At 72.7% G+C, this 16,997-nt stretch carries 17 protein-coding genes; 8 read left to right on the top strand and 9 right to left on the bottom strand.

The annotated features are described in order from the left end of the window. A partial coding sequence (locus ACFXDJ_RS13170) for a hypothetical protein (RefSeq protein ID WP_384849030.1) occupies positions 1 to 492 on the bottom strand: 492 nt, incomplete at its 3' end. A gap of 72 nt (positions 493 to 564) precedes the next feature. Between ACFXDJ_RS13170 and ACFXDJ_RS13165 the strand changes: the two genes are divergently transcribed. After that, positions 565 to 1,341, top strand: a complete 777-nt coding sequence (locus ACFXDJ_RS13165) for a DUF998 domain-containing protein (RefSeq protein WP_384649403.1) — start codon at positions 565 to 567, stop codon at positions 1,339 to 1,341. Beyond that, positions 1,338 to 2,207, top strand: coding sequence for an alpha/beta fold hydrolase (locus ACFXDJ_RS13160; protein ID WP_384849027.1), 870 nt, complete (start codon positions 1,338 to 1,340; stop codon positions 2,205 to 2,207). The genes ACFXDJ_RS13165 and ACFXDJ_RS13160 overlap by 4 nt, the downstream gene beginning before the upstream one ends. A gap of 16 nt (positions 2,208 to 2,223) precedes the next feature. On the opposite strand, the gene ACFXDJ_RS13155 is transcribed toward ACFXDJ_RS13160, so the two are convergent. The 4 genes from ACFXDJ_RS13155 to ACFXDJ_RS13140 form a co-directional block, all read right to left on the bottom strand. Beyond that, the gene (locus tag ACFXDJ_RS13155; RefSeq protein ID WP_384649399.1) at positions 2,224 to 2,643 is read right to left on the bottom strand and encodes a CBS domain-containing protein; all 420 of its coding nucleotides are present in this window, start codon (positions 2,641 to 2,643) and stop codon (positions 2,224 to 2,226) included. A gap of 218 nt (positions 2,644 to 2,861) precedes the next feature. Next, positions 2,862 to 3,593, bottom strand: a complete 732-nt coding sequence (locus tag ACFXDJ_RS13150; protein ID WP_384649397.1) for a DUF305 domain-containing protein — start codon at positions 3,591 to 3,593, stop codon at positions 2,862 to 2,864. Then, on the bottom strand, positions 3,590 to 4,240 hold the full coding sequence (locus tag ACFXDJ_RS13145) for a DUF3105 domain-containing protein (RefSeq protein ID WP_384649395.1): 651 nt from the start codon (positions 4,238 to 4,240) through the stop codon (positions 3,590 to 3,592). Before ACFXDJ_RS13145 ends, ACFXDJ_RS13150 begins: the two co-directional genes overlap by 4 nt. Positions 4,241 to 4,322: 82 nt before the next feature. After that, positions 4,323 to 4,637, bottom strand: a complete 315-nt coding sequence (locus tag ACFXDJ_RS13140; RefSeq protein WP_384649393.1) for a hypothetical protein — start codon at positions 4,635 to 4,637, stop codon at positions 4,323 to 4,325. A 274-nt stretch (positions 4,638 to 4,911) separates the two neighbouring features. Between ACFXDJ_RS13140 and glnA the strand changes: the two genes are divergently transcribed. The 3 genes from glnA to ACFXDJ_RS13125 all read left to right on the top strand — a co-directional run bounded on the left by glnA (position 4,912) and on the right by ACFXDJ_RS13125 (position 7,650). After that, complete coding sequence (gene glnA, locus ACFXDJ_RS13135) at positions 4,912 to 6,273, top strand: type I glutamate--ammonia ligase (RefSeq protein WP_267757824.1); 1,362 nt, start codon at positions 4,912 to 4,914, stop codon at positions 6,271 to 6,273. A 128-nt stretch (positions 6,274 to 6,401) separates the two neighbouring features. Continuing rightward, on the top strand, positions 6,402 to 7,130 hold the full coding sequence (locus ACFXDJ_RS13130; RefSeq protein ID WP_384649391.1) for a helix-turn-helix transcriptional regulator: 729 nt from the start codon (positions 6,402 to 6,404) through the stop codon (positions 7,128 to 7,130). A gap of 88 nt (positions 7,131 to 7,218) precedes the next feature. After that, positions 7,219 to 7,650: a nuclear transport factor 2 family protein gene (locus ACFXDJ_RS13125; protein WP_384649389.1), complete on the top strand. Its 432-nt coding sequence runs from the start codon at positions 7,219 to 7,221 to the stop codon at positions 7,648 to 7,650. Positions 7,651 to 7,680: 30 nt separating this feature from the next. Here the strand turns inward: ACFXDJ_RS13125 and ACFXDJ_RS13120 are convergent, their stop codons facing one another. Next, the gene (locus ACFXDJ_RS13120; protein ID WP_384649387.1) at positions 7,681 to 9,846 is read right to left on the bottom strand and encodes a PIG-L family deacetylase; all 2,166 of its coding nucleotides are present in this window, start codon (positions 9,844 to 9,846) and stop codon (positions 7,681 to 7,683) included. 276 nt (positions 9,847 to 10,122) lie between these two features. Here ACFXDJ_RS13120 and ACFXDJ_RS13115 point away from each other — a divergent pair, with 276 nt between their 5' ends. After that, positions 10,123 to 13,119: a bifunctional [glutamine synthetase] adenylyltransferase/[glutamine synthetase]-adenylyl-L-tyrosine phosphorylase gene (locus ACFXDJ_RS13115; RefSeq protein ID WP_384649385.1), complete on the top strand. Its 2,997-nt coding sequence runs from the start codon at positions 10,123 to 10,125 to the stop codon at positions 13,117 to 13,119. 66 nt (positions 13,120 to 13,185) lie between these two features. Next, the gene (locus ACFXDJ_RS13110) at positions 13,186 to 13,965 is read left to right on the top strand and encodes an SDR family NAD(P)-dependent oxidoreductase (protein WP_384649383.1); all 780 of its coding nucleotides are present in this window, start codon (positions 13,186 to 13,188) and stop codon (positions 13,963 to 13,965) included. Between the two features lie 19 nt (positions 13,966 to 13,984). Here the strand turns inward: ACFXDJ_RS13110 and ACFXDJ_RS13105 are convergent, their stop codons facing one another. The 3 genes from ACFXDJ_RS13105 to ACFXDJ_RS13095 all read right to left on the bottom strand — a co-directional run bounded on the left by ACFXDJ_RS13105 (position 13,985) and on the right by ACFXDJ_RS13095 (position 15,576). Next, complete coding sequence (locus tag ACFXDJ_RS13105; protein WP_384649381.1) at positions 13,985 to 14,653, bottom strand: TetR/AcrR family transcriptional regulator; 669 nt, start codon at positions 14,651 to 14,653, stop codon at positions 13,985 to 13,987. A gap of 85 nt (positions 14,654 to 14,738) precedes the next feature. Next, entirely contained in the window at positions 14,739 to 15,341 is a 603-nt protein-coding gene (locus tag ACFXDJ_RS13100; RefSeq protein WP_384649379.1) for an HAD family hydrolase, read from the bottom strand. Between the two features lie 61 nt (positions 15,342 to 15,402). Further along, positions 15,403 to 15,576: a hypothetical protein gene (locus ACFXDJ_RS13095; protein WP_384649377.1), complete on the bottom strand. Its 174-nt coding sequence runs from the start codon at positions 15,574 to 15,576 to the stop codon at positions 15,403 to 15,405. A 121-nt stretch (positions 15,577 to 15,697) separates the two neighbouring features. Between ACFXDJ_RS13095 and ACFXDJ_RS13090 the strand changes: the two genes are divergently transcribed. Further along, on the top strand, positions 15,698 to 16,927 hold the full coding sequence (locus tag ACFXDJ_RS13090; protein WP_384649375.1) for an RNA-guided endonuclease InsQ/TnpB family protein: 1,230 nt from the start codon (positions 15,698 to 15,700) through the stop codon (positions 16,925 to 16,927). Positions 16,928 to 16,997: the final 70 nt, after the last annotated feature.

Below are 16,997 nucleotides of genomic sequence, written 5' to 3'. Positions count from 1 at the left end.
ATTAGCGCGGGGGGGGGGGGGGGGGGGGGGGGGCCGGGGCCGCGCCCCCCCCCGCGGGCCGGGCGGCGGGGCGCCCCCCCCGAGCGCGGCGCCACGGCGCGGGCCGGCCAGTCCGGCTCCGAGGATCAGCAGGGTGAGGGCGCCGAGTACGGCGAGACACACCGACATGGGGTCCATGCCGGTGTGGGGGCGCGGGACTTCGGCGACGGCGGCGGCGACGACGGCTGCGGCCGCTTCCCGGACGTCCGACGGGGCCGCTTCCGGGCCCGTGGCGTGTGCGGCGGCGGCGGTGGTGTGGTCCGGCGCCGTTCCGGAGGGGGCGTGTCCGGCCGCGGGAACGAAGTGGACGGCCGGTACGTCATCCATGGCATGGGCCTGAGTCGGATGGCCCAGCGTGTGCATGCTCACGATGCCCAGCAGCAGCGCGGCGAGCAGCAGCAGCCGGGTCCACCGGACAGCTTCTCGCTCGGTACGCAGGGCAGGGCGCGTCATGGGTGGAACCCTACCCGGGGTGGGTATCCGATCGTAGGACCGGGCCCGGCCGCGTTTAGGATTAGTCCCACTATGTCCACAAAGGCACCCGTGAACAGCAGCCCTTCTCCCGCCGGAACCGGTGGAACCGCCGGAACCGCCGGAACCGGTGGAACCGCCGGAACGGCACGGGCCGGCGCCCGCGCCGTCGCCGTGCTCATCGGCCTCGGCGCCGCCGCCTACACCGCGTGGGTGCTCGAAGTCGTCCTCTCCACGGGCCTCAACCCCATCGAGACGTACGTCAGCGAGCTCGCCGCCCAGGACCAGCCGCTCGGCGGCCTGTTCCGGGCCACCGACTTCACGGCCGGCCTCCTCGCCTTCTTCGGCGGCCTCCTGGCCCTGGTCCGCCTCTCGCGGCACGCCGAATCCCGCCGCGTCTGGTCCGTCACCGGCTGGGCCGGAGTCACGCTCTTCGGCGCGTCCACCGCCGCCGACGCCTGGCTGCCGCTCAGCTGCACGCCGACCGTGGACCCCGTGTGCGCGGCCCGGGAGACCGCCGGACTGGTCCCCGCCACCCATCAGGCCCATGCCATCAGCAGCAGTCTCGCGATGCTGGGCGCGCTCGTCGGGATAGTGGCCCTCACGGTCGCCGCCCGCCGCTACGGCCGCTTCGCCCCGCTCGCCCGCTTCGGCCCCGTGCTCGTCGGGCTGGAGCTGGCCGCCACCGTCTGGACCCTGGCCGCCATCGCCATGTTCACCGCCGGGCACGGCACCTGGGCCCTCGGCGCGGGGCAACGGCTCCAGGTGCTGTTCGTGGCCGTCTGGCTGGGCCTGCTCGCGTACTCCGTACACAAGGAGCGCCGCACGTGACGCGTCCCGCCCCCGGGGCCGGCGTGTTCGTACGCGTCGACGGAGTCCCGCTGCACGTCGTGGTCGAGGGCAGCGGTCCGCCCGTGGTGCTCAGCGCCGGGCTCGCCATGGCCTGGTTCGACTGGGACTCCGTAGCCGGGCTGCTCGTCGACGCCGGCCGCACCGTCATCCGCTTCGACCGGCCGGGGCACGGGCTGAGCGCCCCCGCCGCCCGGCCGCCGAGCGCCGCCGGAGAGGCCGGCCGGATCGCCGGGCTGCTGGACGCGCTGGGACTGGGCGGGGCCCCCGTCACCGTCGCCGGGCACTCCATCGCCGGGTTCCACGCCGAAGCCTTCGCCCGCCTGTACCCGGGGCGCACCGCGGCCGTCGTACTGGTCGACGGCAGCGTCGAGGAGCGGCCCCGTACCGCTCTGCCCGCCTGCGTGCGGACCGGCGCCGCCGGTGTCCTCGGCCGGGCCCTGACCGCCGCGGGAGTGCCCGCCGCGCTGGGACCGCTGGCCCGGCGGGCCACCGTACGGGCCTCCCGCACGGGCGGCGCGGACCCGGCCGCGCCCGATCTCGTACGCCGCTGCTACCGGACCGGCCGGGTCTGGCGCGGGATCCTGCTGGAGAACTCCCGCTACCCGGACGTGGCCGCCGAGGTACTGGCGCTGCGCGCGGAGCGCCCGCTGACCGTGCCGGCCACCGTCCTGGCCGGCTACGACGGCTCCGCGCGCGGCCCGGCGCTGGCCTGGCTGGCCCGTCAGGCGGAGCTGGCCGACCGGATCGGCGCCCGCTTCGAGGTCGCGGACCCGGCGGGCCACCTGGTCATGCTGGACCGCCCGCACCAGGTGGCACGGGCGGTCCTCAACGTATCGGGGCCGTAAGCAGCGGCCCGGGGGTCTAACCCTTGGCGTAGACCGCTTCCGCCCAGCCGGCTATCTGCTCCTCGGACAGGTGCTTGGCCAGATCGGCCTCGCTGATCATGCCGACCAGCCGCTTGTCCTTGATGACGGGGAGCCGGCGGATCTGGTGGCCCTGCATCTCGGCGAGCACCTCGGAGACGTCCGCGCCCGCGTCGATCCAGCGCGGGGTGCCCTTGGCCATGTCGCCCGCGGTGATCTTCGACGGGTCGTGCCCCTTGGCCACACAGCCGACGACGATGTCGCGGTCGGTCAGGATGCCGCAGAGCCGTTCGTTGGTGTCGCTGATGGGCAGCGCGCCCACATTGAGGCGGGCCATCAGCTGAGCCGCCCGGTCCAGGGTCTCGGTGGCGGGGATCCACTGGGCCCCGGGGTGCATGATCTCTCCGGCGGTGGTCATCGCTTGAACCTCCTGAGCGTGCCGTACCGGCAGGGCGCGGACGCGCCCGCCTCGGCGTCCCCATCGTCGTTCGCCCGTTCGGACGACGCGACCCGACGGGGTCGACACAGGGCCGTACGGGTGACGGAACATCCAGCCTCGCCGGCGTTTGAGGCGCGGGGTCTGGGGCGGAGCCCCAGGGGCCGACGCCCCCGGCGCCCCGTCACCCGGTCACCCCGTCACCCCGCAGGATCGGCTCCGCGCAGCTTCAGCATGTCGGCCATCAGCGTGAGCTCAGACTGCTGCGCCGCCACCATGCCCTCGGCCAGCGCCCGCTCCGCCGGGGTCCGGCACTGCGCGGCGCACCCCTTCGCCATGGCGACGCCGCCCTTGTGGTGGTCGGTCATCAGCCGGAGGTAGAGGACTTCCGCGTCCCGGCCTTCGGCGGAGCCCAGCTGGGCCAGCTCCTCCTTGGTGGCCATGCCGGGCATCAGGGCGCCCGGCTTGGTCACGGCCCCGCCCATGTCGTGCCCCTCCATACCGGGCATGGAGGCATCGGACCCGGACCCGGACCCCGATCCGGACCCCATCCACGACATCGGCGGCTCGTCGGCCACCACCTTCGGCAGCCCCCACAGCTCCAGCCAGCCCAGCAGCATGCCGCGCTGGTTGGCCTGGGTGTTGGCTATGTCGTACGCGAGGCCGCGTACCGCCTCGTCCTTGGTGCGGTCGCGCACGATGAAGGACATCTCCACCGCCTGCTGGTGGTGCACGGCCATGTCCCGGGCGAAGCCCGCGTCGGGGGAGTAGAGCGCCGGGGCGCGGGACGACGTACCGGCGGAAGCCCCGGCCCCCGACCCGCTCGCGGCGGCGACGGTGGCGCCGACCGCGAAGAGCAGCGCCAGGCCCACGGCCGAGCCCGCGACCCAGTACGTACGGGTCGTGCCGCCCCTGCCGCCCGTCCGGGTCACTTGTCGGCCAGCCCGTTCGTGCAGGCCGCGCCCGGCTCGGGGGTCTGCGGGCCCTGCACGTACTTGGTGAAGAACTGCGCCACCCGAGGGTCGTCCGCCTTGTCCACGGTCAGCTGCTTGCCCCACGCGCTGAGCATGATCGTGCCGGCCTGCTCCTTGTCCGGGCTCATCAGCGTGTACGGGGTCTTGGCCACGGTCCCGGCGAGCTTCTCGACGTCGGCCTTGTCGGCCTTCTCGTTGTACGTCACCCAGACGGCGCCGTGTTCCAGCGAGTGAACCGCGTTCACCTCGGGAAGCTGGTTCTTGTAGACGTCCCCGTTGCAGTTCATCCAGCGGGGGCTGTGGTCGCCGCCGACGGGCGGGTTCATCTCGTACTTCACCGGGGTCTCGACGTGCTTGCGGCCGAGCGTCTTGACGTCCCAGTTCCGCTCGCCGTCGACCGGCGCCTTGGCGGCCGCCACCTTCGCGTCCTTCTTGTTCTGCTGGGCGATCATCACCCACGCGCCGAAGCCGATCAGCCCGGTGACGACGGCCGCCGAGACGGTGATCGCGATGGCCTTGTTGCGCCGGTCGTGCATCTGGTCGGCGCGGCGCATCTCGGCTATGCGCGCCTGGCGGGAGTTGTTGTCGGACTTCCTGCTGGCCATGTGCCCTTGTTCCTTCTGCTGAGGGGGGTGGAGGAGATGCGCGCGTTACGGGGCTCAGGGCGCGGCCCTGGGCCCGGACCGGTCAGGTCCGCAGCACCTGGAGCGCGTGCAGGTCGGGGCCGCGCGCGAGCGCCGAGGGCGGCCGTACCCGCCCCTCGTGCGCGGTCCGTCCGGCGGCCAGGGGCGCGCCGCCGGCCATCACCACGGCGGGCGGCGGCGCGGGCAGGACGCCCGGGGTCACGTGCGAGAGCGGGGAACAGCCGGGCAGATCTTGCGGCGACACGCAGAAGACGCGCTCCGCGGCCGCATGCCCCGCATGCCCCACAACGGAGGACCCCGCACCCGCGGCGGGCCGCGCGCACAGGAAGACCGCGCCGGCCAGCATCCCGAGGGCCATCAGGAGGACGGCGCGCCGAGGCAGCGGACGTCGTTGACGTCCCCGCTGACGTCGCTGACGTCCCCGCTCCGCGTGCTTCCGGCCCCCCATGGGCGCAGATGGTAATGCTCATGACGGGTCCAAGGTCAGTCCGGGGGTGCCGCAGGCTTTCCGGGGTGCGTAATCTGGCGGAAACCACCGCTGGCGATACTGGGCCGGCCCGACTGTGCCCCGGATGTGCCCCCGGTCTCGGGGACAGTGGTGCACAGCCCGTCTGAACTGCGAGGATGAAGGTATGGACAAGCAGCAGGAATTCGTCCTCCGGACGCTCGAGGAGCGCGACATCCGCTTCGTGCGCCTGTGGTTCACCGACGTACTGGGCTTCCTCAAGTCCGTCGCGGTCGCGCCGGCGGAGCTGGAGCAGGCCTTCGACGAGGGGATCGGGTTCGACGGCTCGGCGATCGAGGGGTTCGCGCGGGTCTACGAATCCGACATGATCGCCAAGCCGGACCCGAGCACCTTCCAGATACTGCCGTGGCGCGCGGAGGCCCCCGGAACGGCCAGGATGTTCTGCGACATCCTGATGCCCGACGGCTCCCCCTCCTACGCGGACCCCCGCTACGTCCTCAAGCGCATCCTCAACAAGACCTCCGACCTCGGTTTCACCTTCTACACGCACCCCGAGATCGAGTTCTTCCTGCTGAAGGACAAGCCGCTGGACGGCACGCGGCCCACCCCCGCGGACAACTCCGGCTATTTCGACCACACTCCGCAGAACGTCGGCATGGACTTCCGCCGCCAGGCGATCACGATGCTCGAATCCATGGGCATCTCGGTCGAGTTCAGCCACCACGAGGGCGCCCCGGGCCAGCAGGAGATCGACCTCCGCTACGCCGACGCCCTCTCCACGGCCGACAACATCATGACCTTCCGCCTGGTGATGAAGCAGGTGGCCCTGGAGCAGGGCGTGCAGGCCACCTTCATGCCGAAGCCCTTCTCGGAGTACCCCGGGTCGGGCATGCACACCCACCTCTCCCTCTTCGAGGGCGACCGCAACGCCTTCTACGAGTCGGGCGCCGAGTACCAGCTCTCGAAGGTCGGCCGCTCCTTCATCGCGGGCCTCCTTCGCCACGCCGCCGAAACGGCGGCGGTCACCAACCAGTGGGTCAACTCCTACAAGCGCATCTGGGGCGGCTCCTCCCGCACCGCCGGCTCGGGCGGCGAGGCCCCCTCGTACATCTGCTGGGGCCACAACAACCGCTCGGCCCTGATCCGCGTCCCGATGTACAAGCCGGGCAAGACCGGCTCCTCGCGCGTCGAGGTCCGCTCGATCGACTCCGGCGCCAACCCGTACCTCACCTACGCCGTCCTCCTGGCCGCGGGCCTGAAGGGCATCGAGGAGGGCTACGAACTCCCGGCCGGCGCCGACGACGACGTCTGGGCCCTCTCCGACGCCGAACGCCGAGCGATGGGCATCGAACCCCTCCCGCAGAACCTCGGCGAGGCCATCGCCCTGATGGAACGCAGCGAACTGGTGGCCGAAACCCTGGGCGAGCACGTCTTCGACTTCTTCCTCCGCAACAAGAAGCAGGAGTGGGAGGAATACCGCTCGGAGGTCACCGCCTTCGAACTCCGCAAGATGATGCCGGTCCTGTAACCGCAGCTCAGCCGCCCTCCAGGGCTGGAACCACACCTCAGGGCCGACGGCACCAGCCGTCGGCCCTGAGCCGTCCCGCTCTCCCCAGCCGTCGTTCGGCGCCCGGGGATCGGCTACGGTCCTTGGGTGTGAACCGGACCGAGCGGCTTTATGCCCTGGTGGAGGAGTTGCGGGCGGTTTCGCCGCGGCCGCGCAGTGCACGGTGGCTCGCCGAGCGGTTCGGCGTCAGCAGCCGGACCATCGAGCGGGATCTCAGCGCCCTGCAGCAGTCCGGGGTGCCGGTCTATGCCGAGCCGGGGCGCAGTGGCGGGTACGTGGTGGACAAGGAACACACCCTGCCGCCCCTGACCATCACCCCGGCCGAGGCGGCCTCCCTGGCCGTCGCCCTGCACGGGCTGTCCGGGACGCCGTTCGCCGCGGACGCCCGCTCGGCGCTGCACAAGGTGCTCGCCGTCATGCCGCAGCGCGAGCGCCAGGCCGCGGGCGAGCTCGCCGCCCGGATACGGCTCGCCGTGGACCCCGTCCGGCCGGCCGCGCCGGCCGCGCTCCCGCACGCCCTGAGCGAGGCGCTCGCGGCCCGCCGGCTGCTGCACCTGCGCTACCCCGACGCGCAGGGCGAGGTCACCGACCGCACCGTCGAACCCCTGGGTTTCCTCGGGGGCGACCACTGGTACCTCATCGGCTGGTGCCGGCTGAGCTCCGCCGTGCGGGGCTTCCGCCTCGACCGTATCCGGGAGGCGCGGGCACTGGAGGAGACGGTGGAGCCGCGTCCTCCGGTGGAGATGGGTCACGTGGCCGAACTCCTTGCCCCCGGGCGGGAGTTCGTGGCGCTCGACAAGCTCTGGGGTTTCGCTTGAGCCGCCTCCCGGAGGGCTAAACACCGACAGGGGGTTGTCGCCTCCGGCCCGGAGGCTGGGTGGCACGAACCGACCTCGGAAGGCACCCATGTCTGTGACGACTTCCCCCACCCTCGACTCCGCACCGCTGACCCGGGAGGCCGGCAACCGGTTGGCGGAGGGCTGGGCGGCGCTCTGGAACGGAGACGTCGCCCTCGCCGATCAGATCCTCGCCCCGGACTTCCGGCTGTACTTCGCGGACGACTTCGACGGCACCGGCTCCGCCGCCACCTTCGGCCAGGACGAACTGAAGGCGTTCATCTCGCTCAACAGCCAGGCCCTCACCGGCCTGACGTTCGTCGCCGACGCCGCCCCGCTGGTCGACTCCGAGCGCGGCGAGATCGCCTACCGGTGGTCCGAGAGCCCCGCCGACGCCGACGCGGACGTCGTCCTCAGGAGCGGCATCGACATGTTCGCGGTCACGGACGGCCGGATCTCAGCCGTGTGGTCGCTCACCGGGAACCGCCGCTTCGCCGGCTGAGAGGCGCAGGACCTCGCATGCGTTACGGGGCTACGTGCGCGGGACCGCGCGGTGCCAGGCGGGGCGGGCGCGGGTGGGGCGGGCGGTGGTGACGTGGAGTTCCGCGTCCAGGCCCAGGACCGCCGTGGTGGTGGCGCCGCCCTGTTCCACGGTGCCCGCCGGGGCGCCCGCGTAGAGCAACTTGGACTCCGTCCACGCGGGCGGGCCGCCGACGGCCGTGGTGCTGATGGTGCCCGAGTCGGCGCGGCCCGACAGGAGGAGGCCGGCCACACCGACCGCACCGTAGCCGGACCGGCCCCCGGCCTCCGTGATGCTGGAGGCGGACGGTTTCGCGGAGCCGGAGCCGGCTCCGCCGCCCGCCGTGACCAACGTGGTGCGCACGACCCCGGAGTCGGGCCGCCGGAAGTAGAGGCGGATGCCCGAGCCCTCCGCGGCGGCGGTCAGGGGGATGGTGGTGGCCGGGAGCCCGGTCCGGAAGGGCCCGGCCATCGGGGCGTCCGGGGCGGGCTGGATCCAGGCGAGCACCGACCGGGTGGTGGTGCAGTAGAGGTGGCGCCGCCCGGCGGAGTCGGTGGCCGTCACCGGGTCGCCCTGGAGGTCGGCGCCGCCCAGGTGCTGCCAGTCGCCGAAGGCGCCCGAGGGCTGCTGGACGCGGGCGCGCAGGGTGCGGCGGGCGTCGCGGGCGTACACGGTCAGGAGGCCGTCCCGGTCGACGGCCGCCGAGGGTGCGCTGATCTCCGAGGTGCTCTCCTCGTCCGCGCTGTTGGGGGTCCCGAGCGAGACCCACGCCCCGAACGGGCCGCCGGGCGCGGACTGGGCTGCGTAGACGATCTCGCGCCGGTAGTCCTGCCCCCGTTCGCCGAAGACGGTCCGGGTCGCGAAGACGGCGACGCGCCCGTCGGGGAAGCGGGCGGTGGTGGCGCCCGGGTCGATGCCGGTGCCGGGCAGCAGGGCCGGGCCCTGCCAGTCGGCCCCCGCACCGGCCCCCGCTCCGGCCCCCGCTCCGGCCCCCGCACCGGCGGGGGTACTGGTACCGGTGTCCGGGGAGCGGGTCCAGACGGCCATCTGGCCGTCGAGGGCGGCGAAGGCGTACAGCCGGCCGGGCGCGCCCTGGACCAGCCAGGAGGCGTTGTCGCCTCGGGCGTAGCGCAGCGACTGGGCCCAGTTGTGGCCGGTCGGGCTGCCCGCGACCTTGCGGTCGCCGCAGCCGTAGGGGGAGCCGCAGTAGTTCCGCTTGTCCTGCCAGGCGTACGTCCGCAGGTAGTCGATCTTCGTCTCGGTGGTCTGCGGGTCCAGCGCGTGCGGCAGCGTGCCGTTGTGGTAGCCGAGGTAGTGCTGGACGCTGAACCGCGGCCGCTGCCCGAACGGGACCCGCGCGGCGTACAGGGCGGCCGCGGCCTGCGCGAACCGGGCCCCGTACATGTGGTCCTGGTGGTCGGTGTACTTGCCGGTGTCCCAGTACCGTCCCGGCGTCGGATCCAGCATCCGTATCGTCGTCGGCTTGTACCGCTCCAGGATCCCGGCCATCGCCTCGACGACCTGGTCCTTGGTGTGGGTGTGCGGCTGATCGGCCGGGGTCGCGGCCGAGAGCTGGGGGGCGAGCGCCGGTATCCGGCCGTTCCACAGGCCGTGCAGGCTGTCCGGGCTGTCGGAGGTGGCCGAGCGGGCCTCGCGCAGCTGTAGCCAGACCAGATTGACGTGCGGTTTCGCCACGAGGACGTCGAGCTCGGCCTGACCGCCGTCCGTGGTGGGTATGACCGTACGCCGCCACGCGCTGGTGCGGTCTCCGGTGACCATCTCGGCGTAGGCGGCGCGTATGCCGTTCTGCCGGGCCTCCGCGTACTGGGTGCGGTTCGACGGCTGCACGGGGTCCTTGGCCTCGCCGCCGCCCGCGCCGTTGCGGCCGTCGCCCTCGCCCGCGGTGAGGTACAGGGACGTGAGCGGGACACCGGCCAGCAGGGAGCGGCTGAGGTCCGGGTTCATGAAGAACAGGTCGTCGTCGGGGTGGGAGAGGATCTGGACGACGGATCCGGCGGTGGTGCTCGCCGGGAAGTCGGATCCGGACCCCGGTCCGGTCTCCGGGCCCGCCTCGGCGCCCGTCCGCCGGCCCGAGGCCATGGCGAGGGCGCCGGTGACCCCGACGGTGAGCATCGGGAGCGCGGTCGCGAGAAGGAAGCGTCGGCGGGAAACGGGCATCGGTCGGGCCTCGGGATCGTTCCGGCGGGAAGGACGGCGCGGAGCAGTCGGTCGGTCAGTGAGAGGCGTTTTCCAGCGAGTTGGTTCGCGGGTTCGCGGATGTCTTGGGCCCTCGAAGATGAACAATTGGTGCCGCGCGCGAAACGCGGAGATAAGCGAATAATCGACCCCGTGGTGCGCGTCGGTGAGGAGCACGCCCGCTCCGGCTAGGCTCACCCCGGGCGGACTCGCGGATCGCAGTCGCAGCCAGAGCCGACGTACGCGGGAGGCGGCGGGATGACAGTCCCGGGACGCAGGAGCAGTACCTTCAGCCGGCTGCTGCGCAGCGGCTTCACCGACCCCTCCGCCGCCGCCCGGCTGCTGGACGTCCCGGCGCTGGCCGCCGTACGCACCGACCCGGTGCTCCTCGACGCCCTCGGAGCCACCGCCGATCCCGACCTCGCCCTCCTCGGGCTGGTCCGGCTCGCCGAGGCGCAGTCGGCCGAGGACCTGCCCGTGCTCCTCGACACCCTGGTCAGCGCCAAGCCCCTGCGCGACCGCCTCCTCGGGGTGCTCGGCGCCTCCGAGGCCCTCGGGGACCACCTCGCCCGCCACCCCCGGGACTGGCAGGCCCTCGTCACCTACGAGGCCGCCGATCTGCACCCCGGGCTCCCCGAGTTCGAGCTCGGCCTGGCCGGCGCCCACGACCCCGTGGCCCTGCGGGTCGCCTACCGCCGCTGCCTGCTGTCCATCGCCGCCCGCGACGTCTGCGGCACCACCGACGTGGCCCAGGCCGCCGCCGAGCTCGCCGACCTCGCCACCGCCACCCTCCGCGCGGCCCTGCGCATCGCGAGCGCCGCCGCCCCCGAGGACGCGGCGATCTGCCGGCTCGCCGTCATCGCCATGGGCAAGTGCGGTGGCCACGAGCTGAACTACGTCTCCGACGTCGACGTGATCTTCGTCGGGGACGCCGCCCCCGGCACCGACCCGGCCGACGAGGGCAAGGCCGTCCAGGCCGCCACCCGCCTCGCCTCCCACCTCATGCGGATCTGCTCCGAGACCACCGTCGAAGGCACGATCTGGCCCGTCGACGCCAACCTCCGCCCCGAGGGCAGGAACGGTCCCCTCGTCCGCACCCTCTCCTCCCACCTCGCCTACTACCAACGCTGGGCCAAGACCTGGGAGTTCCAGGCCCTCCTCAAGGCCCGCGCCGTCGCCGGCGACGAAACCCTGGGCGCCGAGTACGTCGACGCCATAACTCCGCTCGTCTGGCAGGCCGCCGAACGCGAGAACTTCGTCGCCGACGTCCAGAAGATGCGCCGCCGCGTCGTCGACAACATCCCCGCCGCCCAGGTGGACCGCGAACTGAAGCTGGGCCCCGGCGGCCTGCGCGACGTCGAGTTCGCCGTCCAGCTGCTCCAGCTCGTCCACGGCCGCTCCGACGCCACCCTGCACTCCGGCAGCACCCTCGACGCGCTCCACGCGCTGGCCGCCGGCGGCTACGTCGGACGCGCCGACGCCGCCCAGCTGCACGACGCGTACCGCTTCCTGCGCGCCATGGAACACCGCATCCAGCTCTACCGGCTGCGCCGCACGCACCTCGTCCCCGAGGACGAGAACGACCTGCGGCGCCTGGGCCGTTCCATGGGCCTGCGCACCGAACCCGTCGCCGAGCTCAACAAGGCCTGGCGCCGGCACGCCTCCGTGGTCCGCCGCCTGCACGAGAAGCTCTTCTACCGGCCGCTCCTCGACGCCGTGGCCCAGCTGGCCCCCGGCGAGACCCGGCTCTCCCCGCGCGCCGCCGGCCAGCGCCTCGAAGCGCTCGGCTACGCGGACCCCGCCGCCGCCCTGCGCCACCTCGAAGCCCTCGCCTCCGGCGTCACCCGCAAGGCCGCCATCCAGCGCACCCTGCTGCCGGTGCTCCTCGGCTGGTTCGCCGACTCCGCCGACCCGGACGCCGGCCTGCTGAACTTCCGCAAGGTCTCCGACGCCCTCGGCCGCACCCCCTGGTACCTGCGGCTCCTGCGCGACGAAGGCGCCGCCGCCGAGAACCTCGCCCGCGTGCTGTCCGCCGGGCGCCTCGCCCCCGACCTGCTGATGCGCGCCCCCGAAGCCGTAGCCCTGCTCGGCGACCCCGAAGGCCTGCAACCCCGTACCCGCGAGGCCCTCGAACAGGAGGTGCTCGCCGCCGTCGGCCGCGCCGAGAACCCGGAGGCGGCCGTGGCCGCCGCCCGCGGAGTACGCCGCCGCGAGCTGTTCCGCACCACCGCCGCCGACATCATCGGCTCCTACGGTACGGAGGACAGCCCGGCCGAGGAGGACCACGGAGCCCTGGTCGACCGGGTCGGCAACGCGGTCTCCGACCTCACCGCCACCACCATCGCCGGAGCCCTGCGCGCCGCCGTCCAGGGCCACTGGGGCGACACCCTGCCCACCCGCTTCGCGGTCATCGGCGTCGGCCGCTTCGGCGGCCACGAGCTCGGCTACGGCTCCGACGCCGACGTCCTCTTCGTCCACGAACCCCGCGAGGGCGTGGACGAACAGGAGGCCGCGAAGGCCGCCCAGACCGTCATCGCCGAGATGCGCAGGCTCCTCCAGCTGCCCACCACCGACCCGCCGCTCCTCATCGACGCCGACCTGCGCCCCGAAGGCCGCTCCGGCCCGCTGGTGCGCACCCTCCCCTCCTACGCCGCCTACTACCGCCGCTGGTCCCTGACCTGGGAGTCCCAGGCGCTGCTGCGCGCCGAACCGATCGCGGGCGACCCCGAGCTCGGGGCCCGTTTCATCGAGCTCATCGACCCGCTGCGCTATCCCGTGGAGGGCCTCGGCGAGGACGCGGTCCGCGAGATCCGCCGCCTGAAGGCCCGGATGGAATCCGAACGCCTGCCCCGGGGCGCCGACCCGACCCTGCACACCAAACTGGGCCGGGGCGGCCTCAGCGACGTCGAGTGGACCGTCCAGCTGATCCAGATGCGGCACGCCTGGTGCGAACCGGGCCTGCGCACGACGCGCACCCGCCGGGCCCTGGCCGCCGCCCACGCGGCCGGGCTGATCCCGACCGAGGAGGCGCAGATCCTGGACGAGGCCTGGGTCCTGGCCACCCGGGTCCGCAACGCCGTGATGCTGGTCCGCGGCCGCGCCGGGGACACCTTCCCGTCCGATGCGCGCGAACTGGGCGCGGTCGGCCGATATTTGGGCTACGCGGAGGGCACGGTCGGGGAGATGCTGGACGACTACCGCCGCATCACGCGCCGCGCGCGGGCGGTGGTGGACGAACTGTTCTACGGGGCCTGAGCGGCCTCCGCCCGGCCCGGGGCGTTCCCGGATCCGACCGGGGCATCACGAGGGGGAGAGGCGATCATGGGGGAACTGGACGGCAAGACCGCGCTGGTGACGGGCGGCTCGCGCGGAATCGGCCGCGCGGTCGCCCTGCGGCTCGCCGCCGAGGGGGCACTGGTCGCGGTCCACTACGGCGGCAACGAAGCGGCCGCCGCGCAGACCGTGGCGCGGATCGCCGAGGCCGGCGGCCGGGCGTTCGCGGTACGGGCCCGGTTCGGCGAGAGCGGTGCGGTGGACCGGTTGTTCGAGGGGCTCACCGCTGGGCTGGCGGACCGAGGCGAGGACGGCCTGGACATCCTGGTCAACAACGCGGGCATCCACTCGGTCAGTTCGATCGGGCAGCTCACCGAGGAGGAGTTCGAGCGGCTGCTGGCGGTGAACGTGAGCACGCCGGTCTTCGTGGTCCAGCGGGCGCTGCCGCTGCTGCGGAACGGCGGACGGATCGTCAACATGGGCTCGGCGGCCACCCGGATCGCGGAGCCCGGCCAGATCGGCTACACCGTCACCAAGGCGGCGCTGGCGGCCCTCGGCCCGTCGCTCGCCAACGAGCTGGGCCGGCGCGGCATCACCGTGAACACGGTCGAACCCGGGGTGGTGCTGACCGACATGATCGCTCCCTACGCTTCGGTCCCCGAGGCGGTGGCCGGACTTGAGTCGATCACGGCGCTCGGACGGATCGGCGAGCCGGAGGACGTCGCGGACGTGGTGGGCTTCCTGGCGGGCCCGCAGGGCCGCTGGGTGACCGGCCAGACCATCGACGTCTCCGGAGGCACCTACCTCGGACCGCTCGCGGCCAAGTGATGCGTTTTTAAACGATCAGTTACGGGGCGTGCGTGCGCGGGCGGTCCGCCCGGTGCGGGCCCAGCCCGCCCAGCACCTCTGCGAGCTGGGCGGGGGAGAGGGGCGGGCCCGGCAGCGGACCGGCCGGACCCGAAGTCCGCAGCCCGTCGAGGAAGAGCGCCAGGTGGCGGCGCCAGCCGTCCGCGACGGTGGCGGCGAGCGCGGGCACGGCGCGGCCGAGCGCGGCCAGCGCGAGGAGCAGGTCCTCGGTGGTGACATCGGCCCGGACCGTGCCCTGCCGCTGCGCGCGGGTGAGCAGCAGCTCGACGGTCTCGCGGTTGTGCGCGTGCACGGCGTCCAGCGAGCGGATCCCCTCGATCCCCGTGGTCATCAGGTCGTTGGTGCCGCGGTCGGCGGCCAGCACGGTGAACACCACGTCGAGGTACCCGGTCAGCCCGGCCCAGGCGTCCTCGGCCCCCCGCGCCTCCTCCCCGGCAGCCGTCGTACCGGCGAGGGCGCCCTCGAAGACGGCGTCCACCAGCGCGGCCCGGGTGGGGAAGTGCCGGTACAGGGTGGCGTTGCCGACGCCCGCCCGCCGGGCGATGTCGTCGAGCGGGGCCTCCAGACCCTGGACCGCGAAGGCGGCGCGGGCGGCGGCGATCAACAGGTCGCGGTTGCGCTGCGCGTCACGGCGCAGGGGCACGGTCATGCCGCACGCACGTCCTTTCCTCGGGTCCGTCCATACCGGGGACCACTCCCCGATAGGGACGATATCTCGGTACCCCAGCCATAGGTCACCGCGGCGGGAGTGCATCCAGTGCGACGCCGAGTCCGAGGGGGTCGCGGAAGTGGATCGCGGTGATCCCCACCCCGCGGGCGGCAGCGACGTTCGAGGCCCTGTCATCGATGAACACGGCTTCCGCGGGTGCGACGCCCATCATGTCGAGAGCCTGGGTGAACACCGCCGGCTCGGGCTTGGCAGCTCCCAGACGGCAGGAGAAGAGCAGGGCGTCGAAACGGGAGGCGACCTGGGGGAACAGCTCCGGGAACGCTTCCAGCAGCAGGGGGTCGTTGTCGGTGAGCAGGGCGGTGCGGAGCGGACGCACCGTGTCCGCCAGCCTGAGTACCTCTGGATCGGGTTCGAAGGCACGGCACCAGATCTCCTGGAGTGCCCGGATGCTTCCTCGGAACCCCAGCCTCTCTTGAATCGTGCGGTGGATCGCCGAGGGGGAATCGAGGCCGAGATCCCACCGTGAGATGAGCCCGGACGCATAGAGCCCGCTCTCCACCTGCTCGGGAGTGATCCCGCATGCCCTGCCGAGCGCGGCGAGCCGCCGCCCTGGATGGAAGCGGCAGACGACGCCCCCGAGGTCGAAGAAGACCACCTTTGGCTGCATGCGCCGACGATAGCTTCACCGCCCGTCCCGGCGAACGGTGTTGCCCCGAACGCAGGTTCGGTCACGCGGCCTTCGCCTCGGCGCAGGAGGTGCATCTGCCCGGGGAGGGGGCGCGGTAGGCGCGGTCGCAGTCCTCGCAGGTCTGGAACGGGTGGACCTGCCGGTCCGCGGGCCGGGCCCCGGAAGGGAGCTCCGCCAGGCGGGGCGGCCGCAGCTCCCTGAGCCGGTACGCCATCAGGGCCGCGGGCGACCGGATCGGCCCGTTGGGTCGGAGGCGCGGAGCGCCGGAGTCCGGTTCGCATCTGTTCTGACCTGCCCTTTCGGCTGTTGTCAGTGGTCGGGGATAGGTTGTTGGGATGGCGACGACACCGATGGCGGTGGATGCCGGGTACGCCCGGTGGACCTTCCGTCTGCGTGTGTCGTCCACCGCTCTCGCCCTGCTCCTTGCCGAGTGGGACCGGTGCCGGTGGATCTGGAACGAGTGCTGCGCGAAATCGAAGCAGACCCACGCCTGGAACAAGCGCCGGCCCGAGGGTGTGGACAAGCGGACGTGTGGTCCCGGGCAGCTCGACAAGATGCTGACCGAGGCCCGCAAGACGAACACCTGGCTCCGTGAGGGCTCCAGCGTTCCGCAGCAGCAGTTGATCCGGGATTTCGGGAAGTCCCGCGCGAAGGCGCAGAAGGACATCAAGGACCGTCTGCCGATGCGGCAACGGGCGGGGATGCCCAAGTGGAAGAAGAAGCGGGAAGCGCGCCCGTCGTTGAACTACAACCGCAACGGCTTCCGCCTCAGGGACGGGAAGTTGCACCTGGCGGGCGGTATCGCCCTGACAGTGGTGTGGTCGCGGGACCTTCCGGCCGACCCGTCCAGCGTGCGTGTATACCAGGACAGTCTCGGGCATTGGTATTGCTCCTTCGTCGTCCCCGCCGAGGTGCGGCCGCTCCCCGAAACCGGTGCCGTGATCGGTATCGACTGGGGCGTGCGCGAGACCGCGGTCACCACATCAGACGACCACGACCTGCCCTACGCCCAGCACGGCAAGAACGCGGCGGTCAGGCTCGCTCGCTATCAGCGGATGATGGCCCGCCGTAGGCCGCCGAAGGGCAAGCCCGGCTCGAAGCGATATCAGCAGGCGAAGAAGCTGACGGCGAAGATCTACAAGAAGGTCGCCCGTCAGCGCCAGGACACCGGCCGCAAGTGGGCCAAGCGCGTGGTCCGCGACCACGACGCCCTGGCGGTCGAGGACTTCCGGCCGAAGTTCCTCGCCAGGTCCACCATGGCCAGGAAGGCGGCCGACGCGGCGATCTCCGCGACGAAAACGGCCTTGATCCAGATGGGCCGAAAGCACGGACGGGCCGTGCACCTAGTACACCCCGCGCATACCACCATGGACTGCGCGCAGTGCGGAGCGAGAACCAAGCACGCGCTACCTCTCTCGGAACGAACGTATGCCTGCACCGCGTGCGGAGCCGTGTCCCCCAGGGACAAGAACTCCGCCCGCGTGATGCTGGTCCGGGCTGGTCTCAACCCGGTTAGCGCTGAGGGCGTAAGACCACCTGGGGCGCTGCCCCAAGTGGCTGCCTGAGCTAGAAATCCCCGATCAGCCCTGGAGGATGAGGAATCCCCTCCCTCCAGGGAGGGGAGGATTCAAGTGA

This window comes from Streptomyces sp. NPDC059443 (assembly GCF_042750105.1).
Classification (GTDB): domain Bacteria; phylum Actinomycetota; class Actinomycetes; order Streptomycetales; family Streptomycetaceae; genus Streptomyces.
The sequence above is the reverse complement of the archived record's forward strand: the minus strand, read 5'-3'. Positions and strand labels throughout refer to the sequence as shown.